At 37.4% G+C, this 23,254-nt stretch carries 17 protein-coding genes, 1 tRNA gene and 1 pseudogene; 2 read left to right on the forward strand and 17 right to left on the reverse strand.

Annotated features, from left to right (window positions below; translation table 11 throughout):
- Positions 1-29: 29 nt before the first annotated feature.
- From WFN33_RS03880 to WFN33_RS03925, 10 genes and pseudogenes are all read right to left on the reverse strand, one after another.
- Positions 30-2,801: a type VI secretion system Vgr family protein gene (locus tag WFN33_RS03880; protein WP_336951650.1), complete on the reverse strand. Its 2,772-nt coding sequence runs from the start codon at positions 2,799-2,801 to the stop codon at positions 30-32.
- Positions 2,802-2,885: 84 nt separating this feature from the next.
- Positions 2,886-3,833 carry a hypothetical protein gene (locus WFN33_RS03885; RefSeq protein WP_336951651.1) on the reverse strand — a complete coding sequence of 316 codons (948 nt, stop codon included), beginning with the start codon at positions 3,831-3,833 and terminating at the stop codon, positions 2,886-2,888.
- 296 nt (positions 3,834-4,129) lie between these two features.
- Positions 4,130-4,243: pseudogene (locus WFN33_RS03890) on the reverse strand (IS5/IS1182 family transposase); the annotation flags it as partial.
- Between the two features lie 655 nt (positions 4,244-4,898).
- Entirely contained in the window at positions 4,899-5,447 is a 549-nt protein-coding gene (locus WFN33_RS03895) for a hypothetical protein (RefSeq protein ID WP_336951653.1), read from the reverse strand.
- 8 nt (positions 5,448-5,455) lie between these two features.
- Positions 5,456-5,665 carry a hypothetical protein gene (locus tag WFN33_RS03900; protein WP_336951654.1) on the reverse strand — a complete coding sequence of 70 codons (210 nt, stop codon included), beginning with the start codon at positions 5,663-5,665 and terminating at the stop codon, positions 5,456-5,458.
- Positions 5,666-5,697: 32 nt separating this feature from the next.
- Positions 5,698-6,303: a hypothetical protein gene (locus WFN33_RS03905; RefSeq protein ID WP_336951656.1), complete on the reverse strand. Its 606-nt coding sequence runs from the start codon at positions 6,301-6,303 to the stop codon at positions 5,698-5,700.
- Entirely contained in the window at positions 6,300-6,863 is a 564-nt protein-coding gene (locus tag WFN33_RS03910) for a T6SS effector amidase Tae4 family protein (RefSeq protein WP_336951658.1), read from the reverse strand. Before WFN33_RS03910 ends, WFN33_RS03905 begins: the two co-directional genes overlap by 4 nt.
- Before the next feature lie 10 nt (positions 6,864-6,873).
- Positions 6,874-9,708 (reverse strand): type VI secretion system Vgr family protein, encoded by a 2,835-nt coding sequence (locus tag WFN33_RS03915; protein WP_336951660.1) that lies wholly within the window; start codon positions 9,706-9,708, stop codon positions 6,874-6,876.
- A gap of 96 nt (positions 9,709-9,804) precedes the next feature.
- Positions 9,805-10,731 carry a hypothetical protein gene (locus WFN33_RS03920; protein ID WP_336951662.1) on the reverse strand — a complete coding sequence of 309 codons (927 nt, stop codon included), beginning with the start codon at positions 10,729-10,731 and terminating at the stop codon, positions 9,805-9,807.
- Between the two features lie 348 nt (positions 10,732-11,079).
- Complete coding sequence (locus WFN33_RS03925) at positions 11,080-11,421, reverse strand: hypothetical protein (RefSeq protein ID WP_336951663.1); 342 nt, start codon at positions 11,419-11,421, stop codon at positions 11,080-11,082.
- A gap of 194 nt (positions 11,422-11,615) precedes the next feature.
- Between WFN33_RS03925 and WFN33_RS03930 the strand changes: the two genes are divergently transcribed.
- Positions 11,616-12,419, forward strand: a complete 804-nt coding sequence (locus tag WFN33_RS03930; protein WP_336951665.1) for a hypothetical protein — start codon at positions 11,616-11,618, stop codon at positions 12,417-12,419.
- A 210-nt stretch (positions 12,420-12,629) separates the two neighbouring features.
- On the opposite strand, the gene WFN33_RS03935 is transcribed toward WFN33_RS03930, so the two are convergent.
- Positions 12,630-12,719: transfer RNA gene (locus WFN33_RS03935), tRNA-Ser, on the reverse strand.
- 98 nt (positions 12,720-12,817) lie between these two features.
- Positions 12,818-14,851, reverse strand: a complete 2,034-nt coding sequence (locus WFN33_RS03940; protein ID WP_336951667.1) for an NADPH-dependent 2,4-dienoyl-CoA reductase — start codon at positions 14,849-14,851, stop codon at positions 12,818-12,820.
- Between the two features lie 261 nt (positions 14,852-15,112).
- On the opposite strand from WFN33_RS03940, the gene WFN33_RS03945 reads away from it, so the two are divergent.
- Positions 15,113-15,940: a hypothetical protein gene (locus WFN33_RS03945; protein WP_336951669.1), complete on the forward strand. Its 828-nt coding sequence runs from the start codon at positions 15,113-15,115 to the stop codon at positions 15,938-15,940.
- Positions 15,941-16,068: 128 nt separating this feature from the next.
- Here WFN33_RS03945 and dld read toward each other — a convergent pair whose 3' ends face one another.
- From dld to WFN33_RS03970, 5 genes are all read right to left on the reverse strand, one after another.
- A complete protein-coding gene (gene dld, locus WFN33_RS03950; RefSeq protein WP_336951670.1) occupies positions 16,069-17,766 on the reverse strand; it encodes a D-lactate dehydrogenase in 1,698 nt (565 codons plus the stop codon).
- A gap of 297 nt (positions 17,767-18,063) precedes the next feature.
- Complete coding sequence (gene lldD / locus WFN33_RS03955; protein ID WP_336951672.1) at positions 18,064-19,218, reverse strand: FMN-dependent L-lactate dehydrogenase LldD; 1,155 nt, start codon at positions 19,216-19,218, stop codon at positions 18,064-18,066.
- Between the two features lie 2 nt (positions 19,219-19,220).
- The gene (lldR, locus tag WFN33_RS03960) at positions 19,221-19,964 is read right to left on the reverse strand and encodes a transcriptional regulator LldR (RefSeq protein WP_336951674.1); all 744 of its coding nucleotides are present in this window, start codon (positions 19,962-19,964) and stop codon (positions 19,221-19,223) included.
- A 42-nt stretch (positions 19,965-20,006) separates the two neighbouring features.
- On the reverse strand, positions 20,007-21,677 hold the full coding sequence (gene lldP, locus WFN33_RS03965; protein WP_336951676.1) for an L-lactate permease: 1,671 nt from the start codon (positions 21,675-21,677) through the stop codon (positions 20,007-20,009).
- Between the two features lie 585 nt (positions 21,678-22,262).
- Positions 22,263-23,180, reverse strand: a complete 918-nt coding sequence (locus WFN33_RS03970) for a DMT family transporter (protein ID WP_336951677.1) — start codon at positions 23,178-23,180, stop codon at positions 22,263-22,265.
- Positions 23,181-23,254 lie beyond the last annotated feature (74 nt).

Raw genomic sequence — 23,254 nt, forward strand, 5'->3', positions numbered from 1 at the left:
ATATTTTTTCTCAAGTCAAAATCAAATATTTATTCGGATGTTTCGTCATCTACCAGTTCATACCAAACTGGATCAAATTGAATTTGTTGTTCCGTTAGAGAAAATACTTTGTCAGAAAGACCTGTATCGGAAGTCTCTCCCAAAACATCTGTATCCATACCGGTAATTTTATAAGCCAAACCATGAATCACAGTGCCTGATGGATCGAGCAATTTAAAACTTTCATTGTAACTCAACACACTTTCGAAGCTGGGTAGAGGTAATTTTAATGTTGCTGCACCCAATGTATTAAACATTTGAGACTTCACTTCTACCAGTGCAGGACTACCGATCTCAATCGAGCCATCGGTCTTGATTTTGATATACCCACCACTCTTATTACCAAGTGTTATTTCATTTTGAACCGCTATGGTGACTGAACCTTGACTACTTGTAATGGAAATATCTTTCAAGGCAGCTACTTGTAATGCATCATTTTGCGCCTGTATCTGCACCTCACCTTGGTTGGCTAGAACCTTCATTCCGCCTTGCTGCGCATATAGGCTCATACCACTCAGACTATTGGCTGTGAATTGCCCCATGCTACTCAAATCAATTTGCTTATTCGCAACTATTGTTATGCTTTCACCTGCTTGGTAAGTATGACTTTTCGGCGTAGTCACAGCTATCCCCGTAGGTGTACTAATCAAAATGTTCGGTTTTGCCATAGTCTTAAGTTGGTCATCCAGTTGCTGTTGTAAACTCGGATAACGTGTATAACCCTCTTTTGGGTCAGCCTTTGCTTGTGTAGCTCCTTTTTGTAATATTTTGACTTGTTCCAAAGCTTGTTCAAGCCGTTGGATCGCAACCTCTATATCAAGCTGTTTATCAGCGGCATTCATTTGTGCATCTGTACCGACAAATAACCCTTTGGCTGCTCGAATCGCCCCCCACTCATCCGTCCTTAACTCAAAACCTTCTCCACGATCATCACTTTCCGCTTGATGTTTAGGATGACTAAGCTTTCCAAGATTCAGTTGGCTGGCTCCATGACTACTTTGTAGCTGAGCGCTGATCTGGTCTGTAGTATCATCAAATCTGAGTTGGTTAAAGCCACCGCCTTTATATTCCTTGCTCTTAATTCCTGACAATTTTTTTGTATCAGGCAATTTGCCTTTATCATCAAACTTAGTGGGATGGCGATGTCCTTCATGAATTCGTCCCAGGACAAATGGTCTGTCGATATCACCATCAAAAAACTCAATAACGACAATCTCTCCAATACGGGGTAAAAATCTCGCCCCATAGCCTTCGCCTGCCCATGGAGTCAGTACATCCACCCAAGCTGAGTCTGTATCATTGTCGTTAGAGCCTGCACCACCATCATGACGATGATCTTCATTTCGAGTAAACAGAAAACGAACTTTGATTCGTCCCCATTCATCCACATGGATTTCCTCTCCACTTGGTCCAACTACTTTGGCGCGCATTGGGTGAGCAGCTGATCTTTGGGTTAAGGGATTATATTGAGGGACAATCGTAATATTACGTCGTTGTAGGACTAATTCATTGGCTTGACGTTCATCATTGTTGTTTGCTGTGATAGTCGCTGCTTGCCAATGGCTTTGTTTCAGTAAAGTTTCAACTTGATTGGTCAAGTCTTTAGGTAAATTGTTTTGGTTATAAAAACGTTTAGATATGATCAGAAACTGCTTATCATGAGACTCTAGTTGAGATATTGTCGGATGTTCATCTAGTTCAAAAAAATAACCTACATGTGCATCACGCACAGTCGAGGTAGCTGTAAACTGTTTGGCTTGTGAATCGTAATAATTGCTTAGATTTTGGTTAAACTTTTCAATCTGACTGTTGCCTGATTTGGTTACACCATCTTCACCGTTTAAGTCTTGTATCCATGCTGGGCTAAAATGCCATGCTTGTTCTAACCCTAAACTCGCTGAATCTTGATTGTCTGAATGTCGATGCTTAGTTAAAACTGAGCCCGCACCTTCTTCTATTTCCAGTGCATCAGCTTGCCAACGTTGTATATGCACTGCGGTGGGTTGAATGGAACGTAATCCAGTAAAGGCTGTTATGCTGTCTGTGAGCTCTGTAGCGCTGCTACGGTGGAAACGAATGCTACGTCGATCAAGTGATTTAAATTGATTATTGTCATCGATTAAACGTAGTTTTTGTGGTTGGATTTGTTCATTAAAATTAGAAACTGTACTTTGTGCCTCATCAATTAAAGTGTTAACGCCTTCTGAGGAAAGAAGCCGTTGTACAAAATCTATATCCCGTTCATTCTGTTGCATAATGAATGGCCTTACATCATAGTCTTTGCTTAAGCCACTTTTATCCAGTGTCAGGCTTGAAGCAAACAAAGGGCTTTTTTCTCTCCATTCCTGAAAGATAATATCCATAATTTGCACGACAGACTTTGCCATAAACACACGGCTGTTTCTACGATGTTTCCACAATGCGGTTGGGTCTTCTACCGTGAGGCGATAGATTGTAAGAGAACCATCACTCGCGCCTGCATCAGCCTTTGTCACAATCCCAGAAATTCGATTGAGTTCTGATTTATCGTTGACGATATCAACGGCTACTTGAGAACCAATAAAGTTTTTCAAAGGTATATTTGCTGATGTAGACAGGCAGATCAGCTGTAAATTTATACCCTCATTGATCGTATGTTTTCCATCAATGCGCTGAAGGAGGACTTGATTATTCAGTGAATTATTGCTGAATTGAATATGCAAAGCACGTTTTTGAGCAGAAAGACCAAGCTGCTCTAGGGCAGTATAAATATTGTTAGACATGGTTTATTATTTGGTTTTAGATTGTAATCAATTCTACTAAAAAACAGACAATTTGTCTAGACAGGTTTGTCTACTGCCATAATTTTAAACAACTGTTTCCACCTCATTTTGTTGCAATTCTCTCAACAAGCTACGTCTGAAATAAATTTGCTTTCGCGACAGTTGATATTTGTGTAGTAACTCTTCATTGTTCAAATGCATTAATTCATATTGATGGCTTTTGACCCAATCAATGGCTAATGGTCTTTTGGAAATGTTGAGTAACTTTTTTAATTGTGCTCTTGCTGACATGAGTTGATGTTTTGTAAGATTAAATTTTTGCGCAACATCTTTAACAGGAAGTTCATTACTTAAAAGCGCGTGCTGATTTTCCAATAACCATTGTTTTTTCTCAGCTCTTTTTTGTTTTAACCTTTCTGCTGTTGTAGACAGGTTTTGTTTCTTACACATTTGTTTATGTATTCTTGCAGCAACTGGAATACAAATATCCATCGCCTCAACCAAATCATCAATTTTGTTGCATGACAAAATAAGGTCTTGGTGGGTTAAAATTTTTTCATCAATTTCGGCTAACACTTTTCTTTTGTCTCGTTTTCTGATTGGTGTAATTCCAACTTTTTCAATTAAATAACGAGTATAGCGACTCACTCGACCTGTATCTAACTGATATTTTTCGAATAACACATGATGTGTTGCGTACAGTATTTCGTCTTGATGAGCGATTACCCATTCATAATCGGGTTTCTGGACTTTCTTTTGTATATCAAGACGTTTTCTAAAACGAATTAACACATCTTTAGAAAATCCAAGCTGTTTAGCTAAAACTGGCAATTTAATGGAATGATTTTGCTTAATAAATTCAGCCAATTCTTGTGTCAGGATAGTTGCATTATGTCCATAAACTTGTTCATGCATTCGACCTCTAAATAATGTTAATCCATTCAGTAGGCGTTTTTCCTCATAAACATCCCAGTCTTCACCCTCCCAATCTTTGATGGTTTTTATTGGGTAAAGTTTATATTGTTTAGCCATAACAACTGAAATTTATTGTGTTGATCAATAGTGCTTCTTTTATCAAGTTTAGCGTAAAATTTGAAGTACCTTTAAAAAATATTTATGGTTTTTTTGAACCCTTTTGACTATATTTAAACGATGTTAATAATATTCAATACTGTAAACCCTGTAGAATAAGCCGAGCTTGCTTAGCTCAATGTGATGGATGAAAAAGTAGTTTCTCTTATGAATAAAAGTTCGACTGGCGATGTTTTATTTGAACGGCTTTGTTGCATAAAGATTTAAAAGTTAGTACTTCTCCAAGTAATTCAAATTTAAGGCATAACTTGGGTATGTGGTCGACCTAATTCCATAAATCTGTTGAGGACTGCTAAACGTGCATGAATCTCATTGACTTGGCTTTGAAAGTTTCTCGAACTGAGTTTAAGCCACTTCACAGCTATTCTCTGATCGGGCACTATATTACTTTTATAACAGTTGTACTTCGAAGGTTTGGTAACACTGGCAATCGGATTAATACCTGTCGTAATTTCTTGATCAGAAAATAAAATAGCAAAACCACCTTCTGATGGTTGCACAGACTTCTTTTCTTTATCAAATTTAATATTAATAAGTAACTGATGTATCCATGAATCAACACCCATGATTAAAAGTAATTGAGGATTTTCTGTATGATCTAAATTTAAATGTTTAGTCAACATTTCATCAATAACCATTTGAGTTTCATCACTGCTGTTTACATAACTAATATGATATTGAACATCATGTTGCTCATTTATATCTAATCATTTTAAATACTGTTTTGGTAGTTCTGACAGTATTTCCTTTTCTACATCAGATATATGACTAGGTAAAATGTACAAAACTTGCAGATTTGGTCGCGGACGATATGCTATTTCAGTAGATTCTTGCAGAGGTTGCTTGCATATTTGTGATAGCCAATCAGGATGTAATCGTGCTTGATTTTTAGACTTAATGATCTCTTCTTGTTGCAGATATAGCTGTTTGATATCTAAACTCTGTAAAACTAAAGCAATTTTTTCAAACAATTGAATCGTTATTTGCTCAATACGTTTTGCACGATCAGTATAAAGTAGGCGTGAGATAATACAAACAAAGCTGAAACTTGTTGTTTAAAGAGTTTTTTTCCTCATCGTTAAGTACGGGCATAGATAAAATCCGCTGGCTTAAATAAGGATAAGTTTTTTCATATTTTAAAATAGGATCAGGTTCAGCGGGTTTCTTTTTCTGGAGTTCAACAATTATCTGTTTTACATCATTTCCAAAAGGTGTTATTAATGCAGTTTCTAAAATATGTAAATATTGTACTGGTAAAAGTGTATTTCCGTCTAGGTCGATAGATGTATTATCTTCTTGATCATTTGGGGTGTTACTTTCATCTACAGAAGGGAGAGTCTTTGTACTAGTTAATTTATTTTTTATAAACTTGAAAAGAAGAAAAAATATATAAAAAGCAAATAAAATAGATAAAGGTAAACCAATCAACATAATCATGAGGGTTGATGCTGATATATCTATGTTTGTATTATCTCGCCAGTAACTAATCACGATATAATCAAAAACAATCAAGAACGTGAAAGCTAATAAAAGCCAACGTAAACCTTTCGACATACCTTATATCACTGTTTACTTACTAACGCAGGGTCTGGATAACTCTCATCTATATGAATTCCTTGAGCCTTTCCTAAAACTGAGTAGTCTTTAATCGCGTGGATATCGATCTCGAACTTAGCTATGATTGCTGCTTCATTGGTTTTGTCGTACTCTGATTCACTTGCATTTGCAACTGTTACCATACTAGTAAATACCATCAATAATATTTTATTCATAATAGCCAGCTCATTTTCCTCATATGAAACAACTAACAATTGGCAGCCAAGCCCAAAGGACATCCATCTATATCTACATGAATAAAATAGTTTTTTAGATAATCATTTTCCATTTGCTGTATATCCTCTAAAGTATAATTATCATCAGGCTGTATATAGTTTTTATCGTTGTTTATCAGTGTTAAATAAGTTTTGCGTAACTGTTTGTTTTTGGTGTCAAACATTGTTTCACAACTTTGTGCTGACCTGTAGTAGTACGATTGAGTGGTCGATTTTTTATCAGAGTGTGTGAGTTCTGTGAGTTTTGCTCTGATATAATTTACAAGGCTATTCTGAATCGAAGTACCATTGATAAGCCGAAGTAACGGCACTCGTTCATTATACATTGTAATGGAGGCATTACTAAATAACTCACTTGTATGATCATACTTTTCTTCTAAATTAAACAACTTGGTATAACACTGTGCCTTTCCTAATGTTGCATACTCCTCAAAAGCTCGATTGTCATTTGCAAATTTAGTCATCACTGCTTTTTGTATGCCATGATTTTCTGTAGAAAAATCCTTTGCAACAGCGATGTTTGCAACACTAGCGATGACTAAATAAAATAGTATTTTGTTCATAGAGTATTTTTTCATTTTAACTCCCAAAGGCAAACAGTACCAAGGTTTCCATCCGCATAAGCTTGATTAGGATATTTGCTTGTACCGTGTATGACATCTGTTCCATCCCAAATTGTAATATGACCAGATGCTCCGAAACTCCTTTGATCGCTAGAAACAAAGGAAAACACGCCTTTTCTACCTCCTATCTCACGTTGTAGATCAGCGAGCGTGGTCGTAGCCTCAGTTTTAAAACTGGGAACCTCAGGAGAGTTCCATTTTTTTTGGAGCAGCTTTCTCATATTCACCGCAGAGACAGTAATTCCTTTACTCTTGAATTCACCATATTGTACGTTATATTCACGACCAACATCTTTTACTCCAGCGTGTAGTAACGCAACCGAAACTCGAGTAGCGCAAGAGTTATTAAAAACACCTCGATTATAGTCGGGACCAAAAAGCTCAATAAATAGCTCATCTGTACTCATAGTGTTAGCCAAATCTTGATAAAAACTGCTTACGGCAGCCCAGCTTGGTCGATTAGCAATACAATGTACGGTTTTATCTTGAGCAATAGCAGTGATGGTGCATGTCATTTTTTACCCTCTAGTTAAAAGCTAACTGTTTATCTTTAAGTACATTTTTAATTATAGCAACGCCATTCTGATTAACTTTACCTGAAACGGAAAAAGTTTGAGTTTCTCCATTAACACTATCGTGTTTGATTTTAGCAGACACTTCTTCACCCTCAGTATAGTTTATTGTCTCAATATGTAGATTCATGTCTACATAATGCCTAGAGGAATCGGAAATTGGCTTGCAATCTTCCCCATAAGACCAAAACAGATGGGTAATTTTTTTATCTTTTGAGTTTGCTATTATGGGCATATTAGGCAAAGTTGCATTAAAATGTACTGCTCCTAATGTATTGAAAATTTGAGATTTAATATCTACAACAGCAGGGCTACCTATTTCAATTGAGCCATTTTTCCTGATCTTAATATAGCCACCACTTTTATTTCCTAGCGTTATTTCCTTATCAGCTACAATATTAATCGAACCTTGGCTACTTGTAATAGATACATCTTTTAAAGCAGCAACTTGCAATACATCATTCTGTGCCTGAATTTGCACTGCCCCTTGATTGGCAAAAGCTTTTAGTCCTCCTTGTTGAGCATATAAACTCATTCCACTAAGACTATTGGCTGTCAATTGCCCCATACTGCTGATGTCGATTTGCTTATTTGCAATCATTGTTATATTTTCACCAGCTTGATAACTATGACTTTTTGGTGTAGTCACAGCTATACCTGTAGGTGTACTAATCAGGATATTAGGCTTTGCCATGGTTTTAAATTGATCATCGAGTTGCTGTTTTAAGCTCGGATAACGTGTATAAACATCTTTAGGGTCAGCTTTTGCCTGTGTTGCACCTTTTTGTAATACTTTAACATCAGCTAAAGCCTTTTCTAGTCTTTGTATCGCATCTTCTATATCAAGCTGTTCTCTTTCAGCATTTGGTTGTGCATCTGTTCCAACAAATAGCCCCTTTGCTGCCCTAATCGCTCCCCATTGGTCAGTTCTGAGTTCAAAACCCTCTCCACGATCATCACTTTCTGCTTTGTCTTTGGGATGACTCAGTTTGCCCAAGTTGAGTTGGCTGGCGCCATGACTACTCTGTAACTGACTGCTGATTTGGTTAGTTGTATCATCAAATCTCAGCTGGTTGTAGCCACTACCTTGATATTCCTTGCTTTTGATTCCTGACAACTTTTTAGTATCAGGCAGTTTACCTTTGTCATCAAACTTGGTCGGATGGCGGTGACCCTCATGAATACGCCCCATCACGAACGGTCTATCAAGATCGCCCCCAAAGAAGTCAATGGCGACCAGCTCTCCAACTCTTGGTAAAAATCTTGCGCCATAGCCTTCGCCTGCCCATGGCGTCAGCACATCCACCCAAGCCGAGTCGGTATCATTGTCGTTTGAGCCTGCACCACCATCATGAGTGTTGTCTTCACTACGGGTAAACAGGAAGCGAACTTTAATCCGTCCACATTCATCAACATAAATTTCTTCTCCACTTAAACCAACGACTCTAGCACGCATCGGATGGGCTATTGGTCTTTGGACTAAGGGGTTATATTCTGGAACAATGGTAATATTACGTCGTTGTAGTACCAACTCATTGGCTTGGCGTTCTTCACTGTTGTTTGTGATGATATCGGTGGTTTGCCAATCATTTTGTTTCAGTAAAGTTTCAACTTGATAGCTTAAGTCTTTGGGTAAATTATTTTGATTATAAAAACGCTTCGATATGATCAAGAACTGCTTATTTTGAGACTCGAGTTGAGATATGGTCGGATGTTCATCTAGCTCAAAAAAGTAACCAACATGTGCATCTCGTACAGTTGAGGTTGCTGTAAATTGTTTGGCTTGTGAGTCGTAGTAGTTGCCCAAGTTTTCATTGAACTTTTCAATCTGACTGTTACCTGATTTGGTTACACCATCTTCCCCATTCAGGTCTTGTATCCATGCTGGGCTAAAATGCCATGCCTGTTCTAGACCTAAACTGGCATTGTCATAATTTTTACTATGTTGGTGTTTACTTTGAACTGAGCCTGCACCCTCTTCTGTTTCCAATGCATCTGCTTGCCATCGTTGGATATGCACTGAAGTAGGTTGGATTGAGCGTTGTCCGATAAACGCCGTGATACTGTCTGTGAGTTCTGTCGCGGAACTGCGATGAAAGCGAATGTTCTTACGATCTAAACTTTTATATTGGGAGTTATCATCGATTAAACGTAGCTTTTGAGGCTGGATTTGTTCACTTGAACTGGAAACTTTAAGCTGTGCTTCATCGATTAAAGTTGTAATGCCTTCCTCAGAAAGAAGTCTTTGAATGAATTCGCCATCCAATTCATTATTCTGCATAATGAATGGTCTGACATCATAGTCCTTGGTTAAGCCACTTTTATCCAATGTCAGACTGGATGCAAACAAGGAACTTCGTTGTTGCCACTCAGAAAAAATGCATTGCACAATATCCACAATAGATTTCGCCATGAAAACTCTCGAATTTCTACGATATTTCCACAGTGCTGTTGGGTCTTCTACGGTTAAACGATAAACTGTAAGGGAGCCATCAGAGGCACCCACATCTGCTTTGGTTACAATGCCTGAAATTCGATTGAGTTCGGATTGATCGTTGACGATATCAATGGCGACTTGAGAACCAATGAACGTCTTTAAAGGCAATTGCGCATTGGTTGAAAGGCAGATCAGTTGTAAGTGAATTCCTTCATTGAGAGCATGCGTGCCATTAATACGCTGAAGAAAGACTTGATCGTTAAGGCTTTTATTACTGAACTGTGCATGTATCGCACGTTTTTTGGCAGTAAGACCTAATTGCTCCAAAGCAGCATAAATATTGTTAGACATAGTTTATTATTGGATTTTAGATTGTGATCCATTCTACTCAATTACTTAATAATCTGTCTATACAGAACTGTCTATGATCATGTGGAGTACGACAATTTATGTCTCATTTTGTTTCAGTTGTTTAAGCAAGTAACGTCTATAACTGATCTGATCTCTAGTCATGTCATATTTTTTGGCGAGTTCGTGCCGTGTTGACCTAAATAATTCATCTCGATGTTGTAATACCCATGTCATCACATCCTTCTTTTTCCCTAATTCTGGAAATAGAGCTTGAAGTCTTTTACGGGCATAAATCAGTTGAAGTTTGGTTAAATTAAAATTTCGTGCAATGTCTTCAAGTTTAATATCTGTTCTAAAAAACTCTTGTTTATGATCCAGTAACCATTTCTGATACTGTGCTTGATGAATTTTACGATTGTCTGCTGTATTCGATAAATGAAATTCTTCGCAAACCTGTTGATGCATCCAATAGGCAGTCGCATATGAAATTTGAAGATAATCACTAATTTCTGGAACAGTCATTTGTGAAATTTCATGTTTATGTGACTGATAGCGTAGTTCTTTTTTTAGACTGGTTAAACTTTGTCTTTTTGAGTCTATAGGAGCTACTGCCAAAGTCTGCTTTAGGTATTTTGTATAGAGATTGACTTGTGGCTTCGTTAAACCGTATTTCTCGTTGAGAATCTGAAAGGTATTGCTTAGTAATTCTTCTTTATGCTGGTGCATCCATTGATGATCTAGTTTAAAGTATTTTTTTTGTAAATTTAGCTCGCGTCTAAAACAAATGACCTTATCTCGTGAAATACCCAATTGCTTCACAACCTCATCAATTCTGTGTTGTTTGAGAAATTGGACAATTTCATCCGTAAGAATATATGCTAAAAATCCACCAGTTGAACCATATAGCCACCCCTTATAAATCATAACTCCAGTTGGCGTTTTTCGTTCTTCATAAACATCCCAATCTTCACCTTGCCAACCCTTGATGGTCTTGATTGGATATAAATTATACTTTTTAGCCATAACCACTGAATTTCATTATGTTGATGAATAAATCTTTTTATCAAGTTCAGCTTAAAAATTAAAGTGATTTTAAACAAATATTTGAATAGAGTTATAAATATTCTTTGATTTTTCATCAAAAAAATTTCCATCCAAATGATTGATCCGCTTAGAATAGGCAATTTTTAAGTCATTGTTTAATTCGCTGTTACTGCGGTAAACGTCCGCTGCTCCACTACTAAAATTAATTACAGACGCTTATTTTCGTACCCACTTATTTTTTAATGAGTGCTTAATTGATAAGCCAAAATTTAACCATCATTTATACTGAAGGCGTAAGAAGAAAACGTCGTACTTATATCAACAAATTCAAACTAGAGCTTGTTCAAAAATGCCATCACCCCCATGTTCTATTGCCAGTGTTGCATTAGAACATGGCAGCAATACCAATTTACTGAATCGTTGGGTGAAAAAACTATCTAATGAAAATGGCATTGTAAACAGGATAACCTTTAACTGCCCATTGTAATCCAAGTATAGAAGCAATTTTTCTAGCTGAAAAATAATATCAAGATAAGCAACAGACATAAGATACTCATCATGCTGAGGCCCTGCCTTTCCTTTAAAAGGCTCAATCTGAATTTTATAAAAATCCAATAAACATTTAAGCTCTTTAATCCGTTGTGTATATTCTATCTCAGATAATTTCATATTCAATTCTCGACAAGAAATCTAGTAACTACGCGGGATATAGTTGAACAAATTAAAAATAGCATGTTTTTTCACTAAGTATAAAATTAAAAATTACCTCACAGAGCACATTTTATTCGTCTTTAAGCTAAAAGTTGAATCACTTTATCAGTATAATCACTCAACACAGAAACTTATTTTAAACAAAATTAAACATGGAAAAATTAACAGTACTTCAGCTAAGCAAACGAACTGGTCTTTCAAGAACACAAATTTACTATTTAAAAAGACATAAAAAAATTAATATAATCAATGGAAAAATAGATCTAAATAAAGCTATGCCAGCTATTGTTGAGTTAGTCGATAAAAAATCAAATAAAGACAATGAAGTAAATTTTAAACAGATTTTAAACCTTCTCATTTCGCAAAATATCTCGCTACAAACACAGTTAAACTTTGCGCTTGAGCGCGAAAAAGAATATCTTGCTGAGCTTATAATTTATAGGCAGCACTATGCCCAAAAAACAGTCCAAAACCCACCAAAATTTGAAGGTAATACTCAAATTGAGCTAGAAAATAATGTAGTTGATACAAACGAAAATTATCAAAATCAAATGCAATCTAAGATAGAAAATCAAGCTTCTTTAGAGTCTTGCCAAAGCATCAATAAAGAAACGAAATTGGCAAGTGAGGCTGGTCCCTCCCCCCTTCCCACAAAGTCTCTTCAAAATGAAATGATCTTATCCGAATCGAAAAGTTGGGATACTAGACCCAAAAATGAAAGTACTGAGCAAAATGCTGGTGCTCTGATTGACACACATATTCCAACCCAAAATGAAACAAAACTACGGCTAAATAAAAATACAAAGAAAACATCTACAGCCCAAGTAGTAAAACGAACAGCTAAGAATATTTCTATAATACCCACTCCTTGCAAATCTGACAGGACGCCCATAAACAAATCAATTGAAGATCAAGATAAAATCGATAAAAAGGATCATCACAACTACGAGCAATAAGAATAAGATCAAAAATTAGGCATACAGTATATTTATATACGAATCTATTCTGCAAGAGTTCAGATTAAACTCAATTTACCTATTTTCCAAAGCTGTCTGAATAATTCTTATTTTGATTTTTCCAATCCAAAATTTTATGTGGGTTACAGTGTGAGAAAAAAATACACATAAAAAAAAGCCCTTGCAATAACAAGGGCTTAAATCAATATTTGGCGGAAGCGGTGAGATTCGAACTCACGGAGGACTCACACCCTCGTCGGTTTTCAAGACCGGTGCATTAAACCGCTCTGCCACGCTTCCATGTGCGCAAGAATACTAAGCTTTTCCAATTCTGACAAGAAAAAAATAGACTTAAACCATTCAAATGCATATTGTTTCATCAAAATAGATGATTTTGATTAAAGTTTAGCTGCTATTTCAGCACCTTCACGAATCGCACGCTTGGCATCAAGCTCACCAGCCAATTTTGCACCACCGATAATATGGTAATTTGCTAAAGTTGACTCCCCCTCTAGAGGCATTAAATCCTTAACGGATTCCTGACCTGCACACACCACAATCGTATCGACTCGTAACAATTGATCATGACCATTGCTTTCAATCCATAATCCTTCATTGGTTACAGACTTATATTGCACACCACGCATCATTCTTACTGCATGTTTTTTCAATTGTGCACGGTGTACCCAACCAGAGGTTTTACCTAAACCAATACCAAGAGGTGTGGTTTTACGTTGCATCAAATATATTTGACGAACCGGTTGCTCTACTTCAGCAGGAACAAAGCCACCTTCAGTCATATAGTTCGGATTTGGGTCTACGCCCCACTCACGTTGCCAATCTGCCAAAGGTTGTGGTTGCGGCTGATGCTCAGGTTTTAACAAATATTCAGATACATCAAATCCAATACCACCTGCACCGACAACAGCAACTCTATTGCCGACAGGTGCGCCACGTAATACTTGAGCATAAGACAACACTTGCGGTGCGTTACTGCCCTCAATATTTAAACCACGTGGAATCACACCTGTTGCGATCACCACATCGTCAAAACCTTCACGCTCTAATTGCTCACGATTCACTTTGGTATTTAAACGTAAATCTACACCAGTTTTTTCGATCTGAACTTTAAAATAACGTATGGTTTCATGGAACTCTTCTTTACCGGGCACAACTTTAGCGAGGTTAAACTGTCCACCGACCTCAGTAGAGGCTTCAAACAAAGTTACTTGATGTCCACGACTTGCAGCTATAGTGGCTGCAGACATTCCTGCAACACCACCACCTACAACTGCAATTTTCTTCGGCTTTTTTGTTTTGAGATAAACCAGTTCAGTTTCATGTGCTGCTCGTGGGTTCACCAAGCAACTTGCACGCTTATTTTGAAAACTATGATCTAAACAGGCTTGATTACACGCAATACAAGTATTGATTTCATCAACACGATTGGTTGCGGTTTTACTTACCCAAAAAGCATCTGCCAATAATGGGCGCGCCATTTGCACCATATCAGCTTTACCTGTTGCCAAAATTTCTTCAGCAGTATCAGGCATATTAATTCGATTAGAAGCAATGACAGGCACAGCCACATGCTTTTTCACTTCTGCTGTGTAATCTACAAATGCAGCGCGTGGAACAGAAGTGACAATGGTGGGTACACGTGCCTCATGCCAACCAATCCCTGTATTGAGCAAAGTAATACCTGCTTTTTCCAATGCCTGTGCAACAGTGATCACCTCGTCCATGGTATTACCATCATGAACTAAATCGAGCATCGACAAACGGAAACAAATAATAAACTTTTCACCAACTTTAGCACGAATCGCTTTTACAATTTCTACCGCTAAGCGCATACGATTTTCAATTGGCCCACCCCAACGGTCTTCACGTTGGTTAACATGACGACTTAAAAATTGATTCAGCAAATAGCCTTCTGAACCCATAATCTCTACGCCATCATAACCGGCCTTTTTTGCCAGACTAGCTGTTTCAGCATAATCTTGAATGGTTTCAAGTATCAGTTTGTCACTCATCTGACGTGGTTTAAACATCGAAATCGGCGATTTAATTGGGCTTGAAGACACAACAAATGGCTGATAACCATAACGCCCTGCATGCAGAATTTGCATCAGAATTTTTGCACCATGCTTATGTACCGCATGTGTGACTAAACGATGTGGTGCAATATCACCTAAAGTATTCATCGTACCACCAGCGGGGAGTAACCAACCTTGGCGGTTTGGGGAAATCCCCCCTGTAATAATTAGCCCAACACCACCTTTGGCACGTTCTCCAAAATATGCAGCAAGTTTTGGATAGTTATAAAAACGATCTTCTAAACCCGTGTGCATTGAGCCCATCACGACACGATTTTTAATGGTCGTAAATCCCAGATGGAGTGGTTTTAAGATATTTGCATAGCTATTTGACATGATGAATCCTTTAAGTTTGGCTTTGCAACTTGTTGCATACTACTTTATCGAGTTTTAATTTTTTTTTGATGGCAATTTTTGATATTTTCATCGTATATAGTGTCAATTCTAACTGTCTTACGCATAGAGAGAAGTAACACATCTTGATATGATTCATAAAAGAAAAGTGTTATACAGTTTTATAACAATCTTCTGTGTCAATTTTCGTTATTTTGCAATATAACTGCTGAATAAAAGTAAATAAGAAAAGGCATCAACGTTATGAGCCACCCAGTATTTTTAACCAGTTCTACCTTTAGCCGTATGCCAAGAGGTAGTCAAAATCAATGGGCTGAGTTTTTTCAAAGCGCATCTTTTGAACTTGAAGCAAATGCATTTATTCCAATTTTATGGTTTATGCTGTTTAAGCAAGAGAATATTTTCTGGACTAGATATATAGATGAACTTGATATCAACGATGATCGCAATCAAGTTGATCTTGAAGAACGCCAAGAAGATTTTGGGGAGAGTCAGTATGCTTATTTAGTCATTGACCAACAACAAGCACTTCTCAATTTAGCAGCTCGAAAACCCTTATTTATAGAAATTTTTGGTACAGAAAATATCTACCATTTTGATGATTTTAAATCTTTAATCGAACAACATTATCCTGAGTACATTTTATTGCGGACCAGTGGTTTACCTTTGGATTTAAATGATGCTTATTTCTTAACCCAATTGCTACAACACATCGAAAACAAAGCACAAGATGATTCACAGCAGCACTCTTTTATCGAAATGCAACGTATTGAACTTGCGCGTTTTGATGATCATCCTTATTTCTTTTATGGTGTCAATCTGCATCCCCCTATTCTCAATTTAACCACCACAGAAAACCAATCGACAGTTGAACAAAGCAACCATGCTCAATCTCAACAACACTCTTTAGAAACTTCTGGTTTGGCGATTTGGATTTGCACAGCTATCGTTGCAATCTTAACCATTGCAGTATGGTTTACGACACAATCCGCACTCTATGCTGGTATTACCTTCTTGATTAGTGCTTTTGTTCTTGGGTTTATTTCTTCCAAATTTGGCGAACCGAAATAAAAAATAGCCATGTTTTTTAGCATGGCTATGTTAATCAAATAAATCAGTTCTTCATTTATTACTTTTTTTAAAGACTGCTGATTTGATCAATCAGCATGAGCAAGTTAAATTAAAACGGCTCAACATCATCATTTCCAGTACTTTAATTTACTGGTCTGCCCAATCCCAACATTAAAACTATTGGTTGGATCAAGTTTTTGATAATGATTTTTTAAAGTAGGCTTTGCAATATATAAATGCCCGACATTGTGCTCCGCTGGATATTCTGCACCACGACTATCTAGCAAATGCCACATTTGATGTTCCATCGCCAAAGGATCGACACCTTTTTTGACAATATAATCTTGATGAAACACATGACAGAGGAAATGCCCGTAATACAATTTATGGGTAATCAAATCATCCATCTCTTTAGGTAAAGTTTCGACCCATTCACGATCGTTACGACGTAAAGCAATATCCAGCGCAACAATGTCCTCAACTTCCGAACGATGTGTATCACGATAACGAATGGCAGCACCTGCCACTGCGAAACGGTGTAAAAATGCCTTTCGGCCTTCTTCATCTGTACAACGGAAAAAATGGCCTGATGTTTTATGTTGGAAATACTCATTTAAAAAGAGTTCAACTTGTTCAACATCCTGATTTTCGATACGAATCATCAAATGATGTTCATATAAATCACGAAATGTATTCATTCGTTTTGGCAAATGATTTGGCAACAACTTCGTCACCATCTGCAAAACTTTATCAGACAAACTGCGAAGACCAATTTTTTCAAGATATCCGTCTACCTTATCTTTTAACGCAAATGCAGCAGGTACTTTTGCCGTACCAAATTTTTCGATAAACATAAAGGTATCTTTGCCAAATTCAGCACCAATATCATATGCAACACGATGAATATATTCACCAGCAATCGGCAATCTCGGCAAATCTTTCAATAAGAAACGGCGGATTTCAGTCAAATCGGCATGTGAGTTGGTTCCCACATAAAATACCTGACTTGGAATTTTTTCAAAGGTGTCTAAACGCACTGCAAAGACACAGACTTTACCCGCAGAACCTGAAGCTTCAAATAAACGTGATGGATCAGCATTAAAGCGTGCAGGCGTATTTTCATCGACCTGTTTAACATCATGCGCATAACGATGGTCAGAAGCACAACAACTAGAATTATTAATAATATCATTGAGTTGATATTTTTTATTTTCAAGTTTTGTCAAAATTTCTTCAGGTGTTTTACCCAGATTCACACCCAAATGATTGACCAACTCTAATTCACCAGACTCATTTATCCGTGCATAAAGCGCTAACTCCGTATAAGCAGGCCCTCGACGAACCAATGCCCCACCAGAGTTATTACATATTCCACCTAAAACCGATGCACCAATACAAGATGAACCAATTACTGAATGCGGCTCACGATTATAGTGTGCCAACTCTTTTTCAAGACGATCTAAGGTTGCACCAGGTAGGCAAATCACTTGCTGACCTTGATTAATCACTTGAATACCAGTCAAACGACGTGTACTCATTAAAATAACTGGTCGGTCGTAATCATCACCAAAAGGTGTTGAACCACCCGTGAGGCCAGTATTTGCAGCTTGCATAATCACAATACAGTCTGCATTTACAGCAGCTTGTAACACTTGCCATTGTTCAAACAAAGTTCCAGGAACCACAACAGCCAAGACTTGCCCTGAGCCATAACGACGACCCTGACGATAAAGGCGGGTATCATTATCATGAGTTAAAACGTGTTGCTGACCGACGATGTTGATTAATTGCTGAATGGTTTGTTGTGAATCAATATTAGATTGCATTTTCCCTATCCTATTGATGAACCCTTATTTAATCTCAGTCAATAAGGCATTCATTCCGACAGCATTTTTTTCAATATTATTTGTATTGAGGGATTAATGATCAGTTCAAGCTACTGTTTTGATGAAAAGTAGCTTAAACCTCGCTTATCCACAAAACTTGTTAAATCACATCTTTTCATTTGATGCTTTGCAAAAACAACATGTTATAAGGTCGTTCTACCTGAAAGCTTTTCAGATGACATTTGCACCTATCAAATTTAAAAATGTCATTTATCTTGATGAATTATCAAAAATACATCATTCATCCAATCCTTTGTCTAACTTCACTAAACAATCGGCGCTTATGTCTGCAATTGTTTTGGCGCCCGTCAAAGTCATTGCGACACGCATTTCTTTATCAATTAACTCAAGCAGATTTGAAACGCCTGCACCACCCGCTGCCCCTAATGCATAAACAAAGGCACGTCCCAGCATGCAGGTATCTGCACCCAATGCGAGCATACGTACAACGTCCAAACCATTACGAATACCAGAGTCAGCAAGGATTTTAATATCGCCTTTGACGGCATCTGCAATTGGCGGAAGTGCGCGCGCAGATGACAAGACGCCATCTAACTGACGACCACCATGATTTGATACAACAATACCATCGGCACCGAAACGAACTGCATCTTTGGCATCTTCAGGGTCAAGAATTCCTTTAATTACCATTGGGCCATCCCAAAATTCACGAATCCACTCAAGGTCTTTCCATGAAATAGACGGGTCAAAGTTATTGCCCAACCAACCAATATAATCTTCAAGTCCAGTCGGCTTTCCTAAGTATTTTGAAATATTTCCTAAATCATGTGGACGACCCAGTAAACCGACATTCCAAGCCCAATGTGGATGAAAACATGACTGCATATAACGACGCATCGCTGCATTTGAACCACTCATGCCAGAATGTGCATCACGGTAACGCGCCCCTGGTACAGGCATATCAACAGTAAACACCAAGGTTGAGCAACCTGCAGCTTTCGCTCGCTCTAAAGCATTTTTCATAAAGCCACGATCACGCAGCACATATAACTGAAACCACATTGGGCGGTTAATTGCTGGTGCAACTTCTTCAATCGGACATACTGACACTGTAGATAATGTAAAAGGAATGCCCTTTTTATCTGCCGCTATAGCAGCTTGAACCTCACCACGACGTGCATACATACCTGTTAATCCAACAGGAGATAAAGCAACAGGCATTGATAAAGTTTCATCAAACAATTTTGTTTCTAGACTTAGCTGAGACATGTCATTTAAAACACGTTGCCTTAACGCAATTTTTGATAAATCTTCTACATTTCGTTTCAGTGTATATTCCGCATATGCACCACCATCAATGTAATGAAAAAGAAATGGTGGTAAACGACGTCGCGCGGCTTCACGATAGTCATTTGCAGAAGAAATAATCATGCTCATATCCTGTTTAATCGACTCGCACGCTGACGACGGGCTTCTTCCTCATCAATCATACGTACTTGCTGTACTACAAATTCTATATGTCCACATACTGCATCTCTTGCTGCATCTGGATCATGACGTTCAATTGCATCCATCACTTTAAAATGTTGATCATGCAATTGATCAAAACGATGTGTTTCTGAATACACTTTACGTCTACCCAGTAGCACGTTAAATTGCAACAGATCAAAAACGCCCCGCATCATCTGAATCAATACTAAATTGTGTGATGCTTCAGCAATCGCTAAATGGAATTTAGCATCTGCTAGAGAAGCCTGCTCATCATCGCCAATCGACTGAAAATATGAAATCTGATCATAATATTCGCGAATCTGAGCTAGATCTTTAGGCGTTGCACGTTGCGCAGCATACCAAGCTGAACCACCCTCAAGTATTGTTCGAGCCTCTTGCACATCAAAACGATATGCAGGGTCTTCATCAATCAAATTACTTAAAGGTTCAACAATCTGAAATTTTGACCAGTTCACAGGGAATTGTTGTAAATACGTCCCTGCTCCAACTTTACTGACCAGCATACCCGTACTGGTCAGTTGTGAAATCGCTTCTCTTAAAGAGGAACGGGATACACCGAGTTGTTCACACAATTTTCGTTCAGCAGGTAGACGTTCTCCGACTTGCATGTTTTTTTCTTCAATTAACATACGAAGGCTTTGTACCACTTTGTCAGAGACTTTCATCTGCTTTCCTCAGTTTTGTGTTGGTTCAACGATGCTTCATTCTCATGGAATCATCCAAGGGAACACATAAGCTTGTAGTGTAACGATAATACCGATCATTATAGTAAACGTTATACTGTGTTTAACCGTAAAACGGAACAAATCAGATTCTTTACCTACAAGCCCCACTGCCGCACATGCTATTGCAATCGATTGAGGCGAAATCATTTTTCCTGTCACACCACCACTGGTATTTGCAGCCACCAATAATACTTCTGGAACTCCAATTTGCTGTGCAGTCGTGGCTTGTAATGCGCCAAATAAAGCATTTGCAGAGGTATCAGAACCTGTGAGGAATACCCCCAACCATCCTAAGAATGGAGAGAAGAATGTAAATGCCTGACCCGTATGTGCAAGTGCCAAAGCAAGCGTGGCAGACATACCTGAATAATTTGCAATAAAGGCGAAAGCCAAGACCATACCAATTGAATAAATTGGAATTTTTAACTCATTAATCGTTTCACCAAAAGTTACAACAGCTTCTTTTGGCTTCATTTTTAAGAAAATAATGGTAATGATCGCTGCAATAAAAATTGCGGTACCTGTGGCTGAGAACCAATCAAACTTATAAATTGCATCATAATCTTTCATTTCAGAAACAACAGGTGGCATCTTTTGAATCATTTGATGCAAATAAGGCACTTGGATTGAAATCACTAAATCATGTAGCGCACCATCTTTGGTAAATAAATCCTTAAACGGTTTTACACTCCATATCGTGACCATCACAGTTAAAATTGCAAATGGAGACCACGCTTTAGCTATTTGAGCAAGGCTATATTTCTGTTGTTTTTGTGCAGCAAGATTCTCATCCATGCTGGCATCTTCATTTGCAAAACGGAAAATATGCTTTGGCTGCCAATATTTCAATAAAATTGTTAATGAAACCAAAGAAGCAATTGAGGCAGTAATATCTGGTAATTCTGGCCCCACAAAGTTTGAAGTCAAATATTGTGCAAGTGCGAAGGAGCCACCACCAACAATGACAGCAGGCCAAGTTTCTTTCACACCACGCCAACCGTCCATAATCGCCATGATCCAGAACAGCACAATTGGCACCATAAATGGTAATTGACGACCAACCATCTGACTGATTTCCATCGTTTCCACACCAGAAACCTGACCAGCAACAATAATTGGAATACCCATTGCGCCAAATGCCACAGGTGCTGTATTTACAATTAAACATAGACCTGCTGCGTAAAGTGGTTTAAAACCAAGTCCCACCAACAATGCAGCGGTAATTGCGACAGGTGCACCAAAACCAGCAGCACCTTCCAAGAACGTACCAAAAGCAAATCCCACAAATAGCATTTGCAAACGTTGATCTTCAGTAATCGACAAGATCGAAGAACGAATAATATCAAATTGCCCTGTTTTTACTGAAATTTTATATAGAAATACTGCACCGATAATGATCCATGCAATTGGCCATAAACCATAAAGGAAACCATAAACCAATGATGCCAATGCCATCATCGTTGGCATTTGATAAGCAAATAATGAAACCAGTAAAGCCAATACAACCGTAATTGTCCCCGCAACACTTCCTTTCATGCGGAATACAGCAAGGGCTAAAAAGAAAAATATAATTGGTATAAGCGCAATAGCACTAGATACCCAGATATTGCCCATCGGATCATAAATCTGTTGCCAATGTTGAAGCATTGTCATCTCCTTGAAATGCTTGCTAGAACGTGGAATGTCATTGAATCATCCATTTATTTCTCAATAATTGGTATGACCAATTTAGTTTTAAATTAAAAAATTTTGCACTAACTGCCACTTAATATTAATTTTTGCTGATTTAAAGATCAATAGTTGACACTCAATTAATTATTTTGGTATGACCAATATTGCAAGTATTTCAGTCAATTCACAAATCAATCCTTCAGATTTCAGGGTTTCAAATCGAATAACTCATTTGTTTTATATTATATTTTTTTAAATTAAACTAATTTTCTACAACTTTAGTCGCATGCTATTCTTAATGCACTTTTTAGTAACACTGATTTAAGTTTATTATCGGGTTTGGAAATACCTCAAAACCAAAATTAGTCAGACCAATTTAACAATCAGTTAAAATAAGCGTTAAGGCATCGCCTTAAACAAACAAATATCAAGTAAAAATAGAAAGAAAAAGCAGAAAGAAAAAAAGCAAAACCAATAAATTTTCACTGATTTTGCTTTTCACTTTAATTAAAAAATTATATAAATTTAATCAACTATAAATTAATTCATCAATACGCATTTATTGATTTAACGATGCTCACAACTCAATAAGGTTTCAGGTTTTTTCTTGATTTTAAGGTTTAAAGAACTTGAAATAATTCCTGAACAGATCAATGCCGCGCCGATAATAATGTTGATTGTAATCGGCTCATGCCAAAGCACATAACCAAAAAATAAACTTAGAATAGGAATACACATGATTGAAATAGACGCAACAAAGGTATCTACCTGACTCACAATCCAATTCCACAAGGCAAAGGCAAAACCAGTACCAATTACAGCAATATAGAACAGGATTGAATCATTCAGTGGATTCATCCAAACTTTAACATCTACAGGTTCAAAAATTAAAGCACCGATCAAAATCACCACTCCACCCATCAACAACTGCCAAAAGGTCAATTTGATTTTGTCATAAGTTGCAAAATTCTGTTTGATATACACTGTGGTTAAAGCCCAAAAGAAGCCAGACAAGATTAAGAAAGCTTGACCAATTAACGATAAATTCAAATGAATATGATTTAATTGTGGCCAAAGAATCGCAACCAAGCCCAATGTGCCAAGAACCAACCCAATCATTTTTTGGCTATTTAAACGCTCATTTAAAATATAATGCGCCAATACACCAATAAAAATAGGCATAGTAAACACTAAAACTGCAGACAATCCTGAATCAACAAATTGCATGGCAAAGGTTTGTGTTGCATAAAAACCAATACAAATCATCAAACTTGAGATTATCAGTTTTTGCCATTCACCTTTTGCGGGTAAAACAGATTTTCTTAACAGTACTTGAACCAACATAAGGGTAAGCGCAGCTAAGATTAAACGCGTAGAAATAAATAAGAATGGCGGAAATATTTGCAAACTATGTTTGACCAATCCCCACAAAGATCCCCAGACGAGACACAATAATACAATTGCACCAATCACTCGAAGATTCATTTGCTGTACTCAACAGATTGAAAGTGCTTAGAGTATAGAAAATAAATGACATCATGAATAATGCTGTGTTTTAA

Source organism: Acinetobacter sp. AS167 (genome assembly GCF_037152175.1).
Classification (GTDB): Bacteria; Pseudomonadota; Gammaproteobacteria; order Pseudomonadales; family Moraxellaceae; genus Acinetobacter.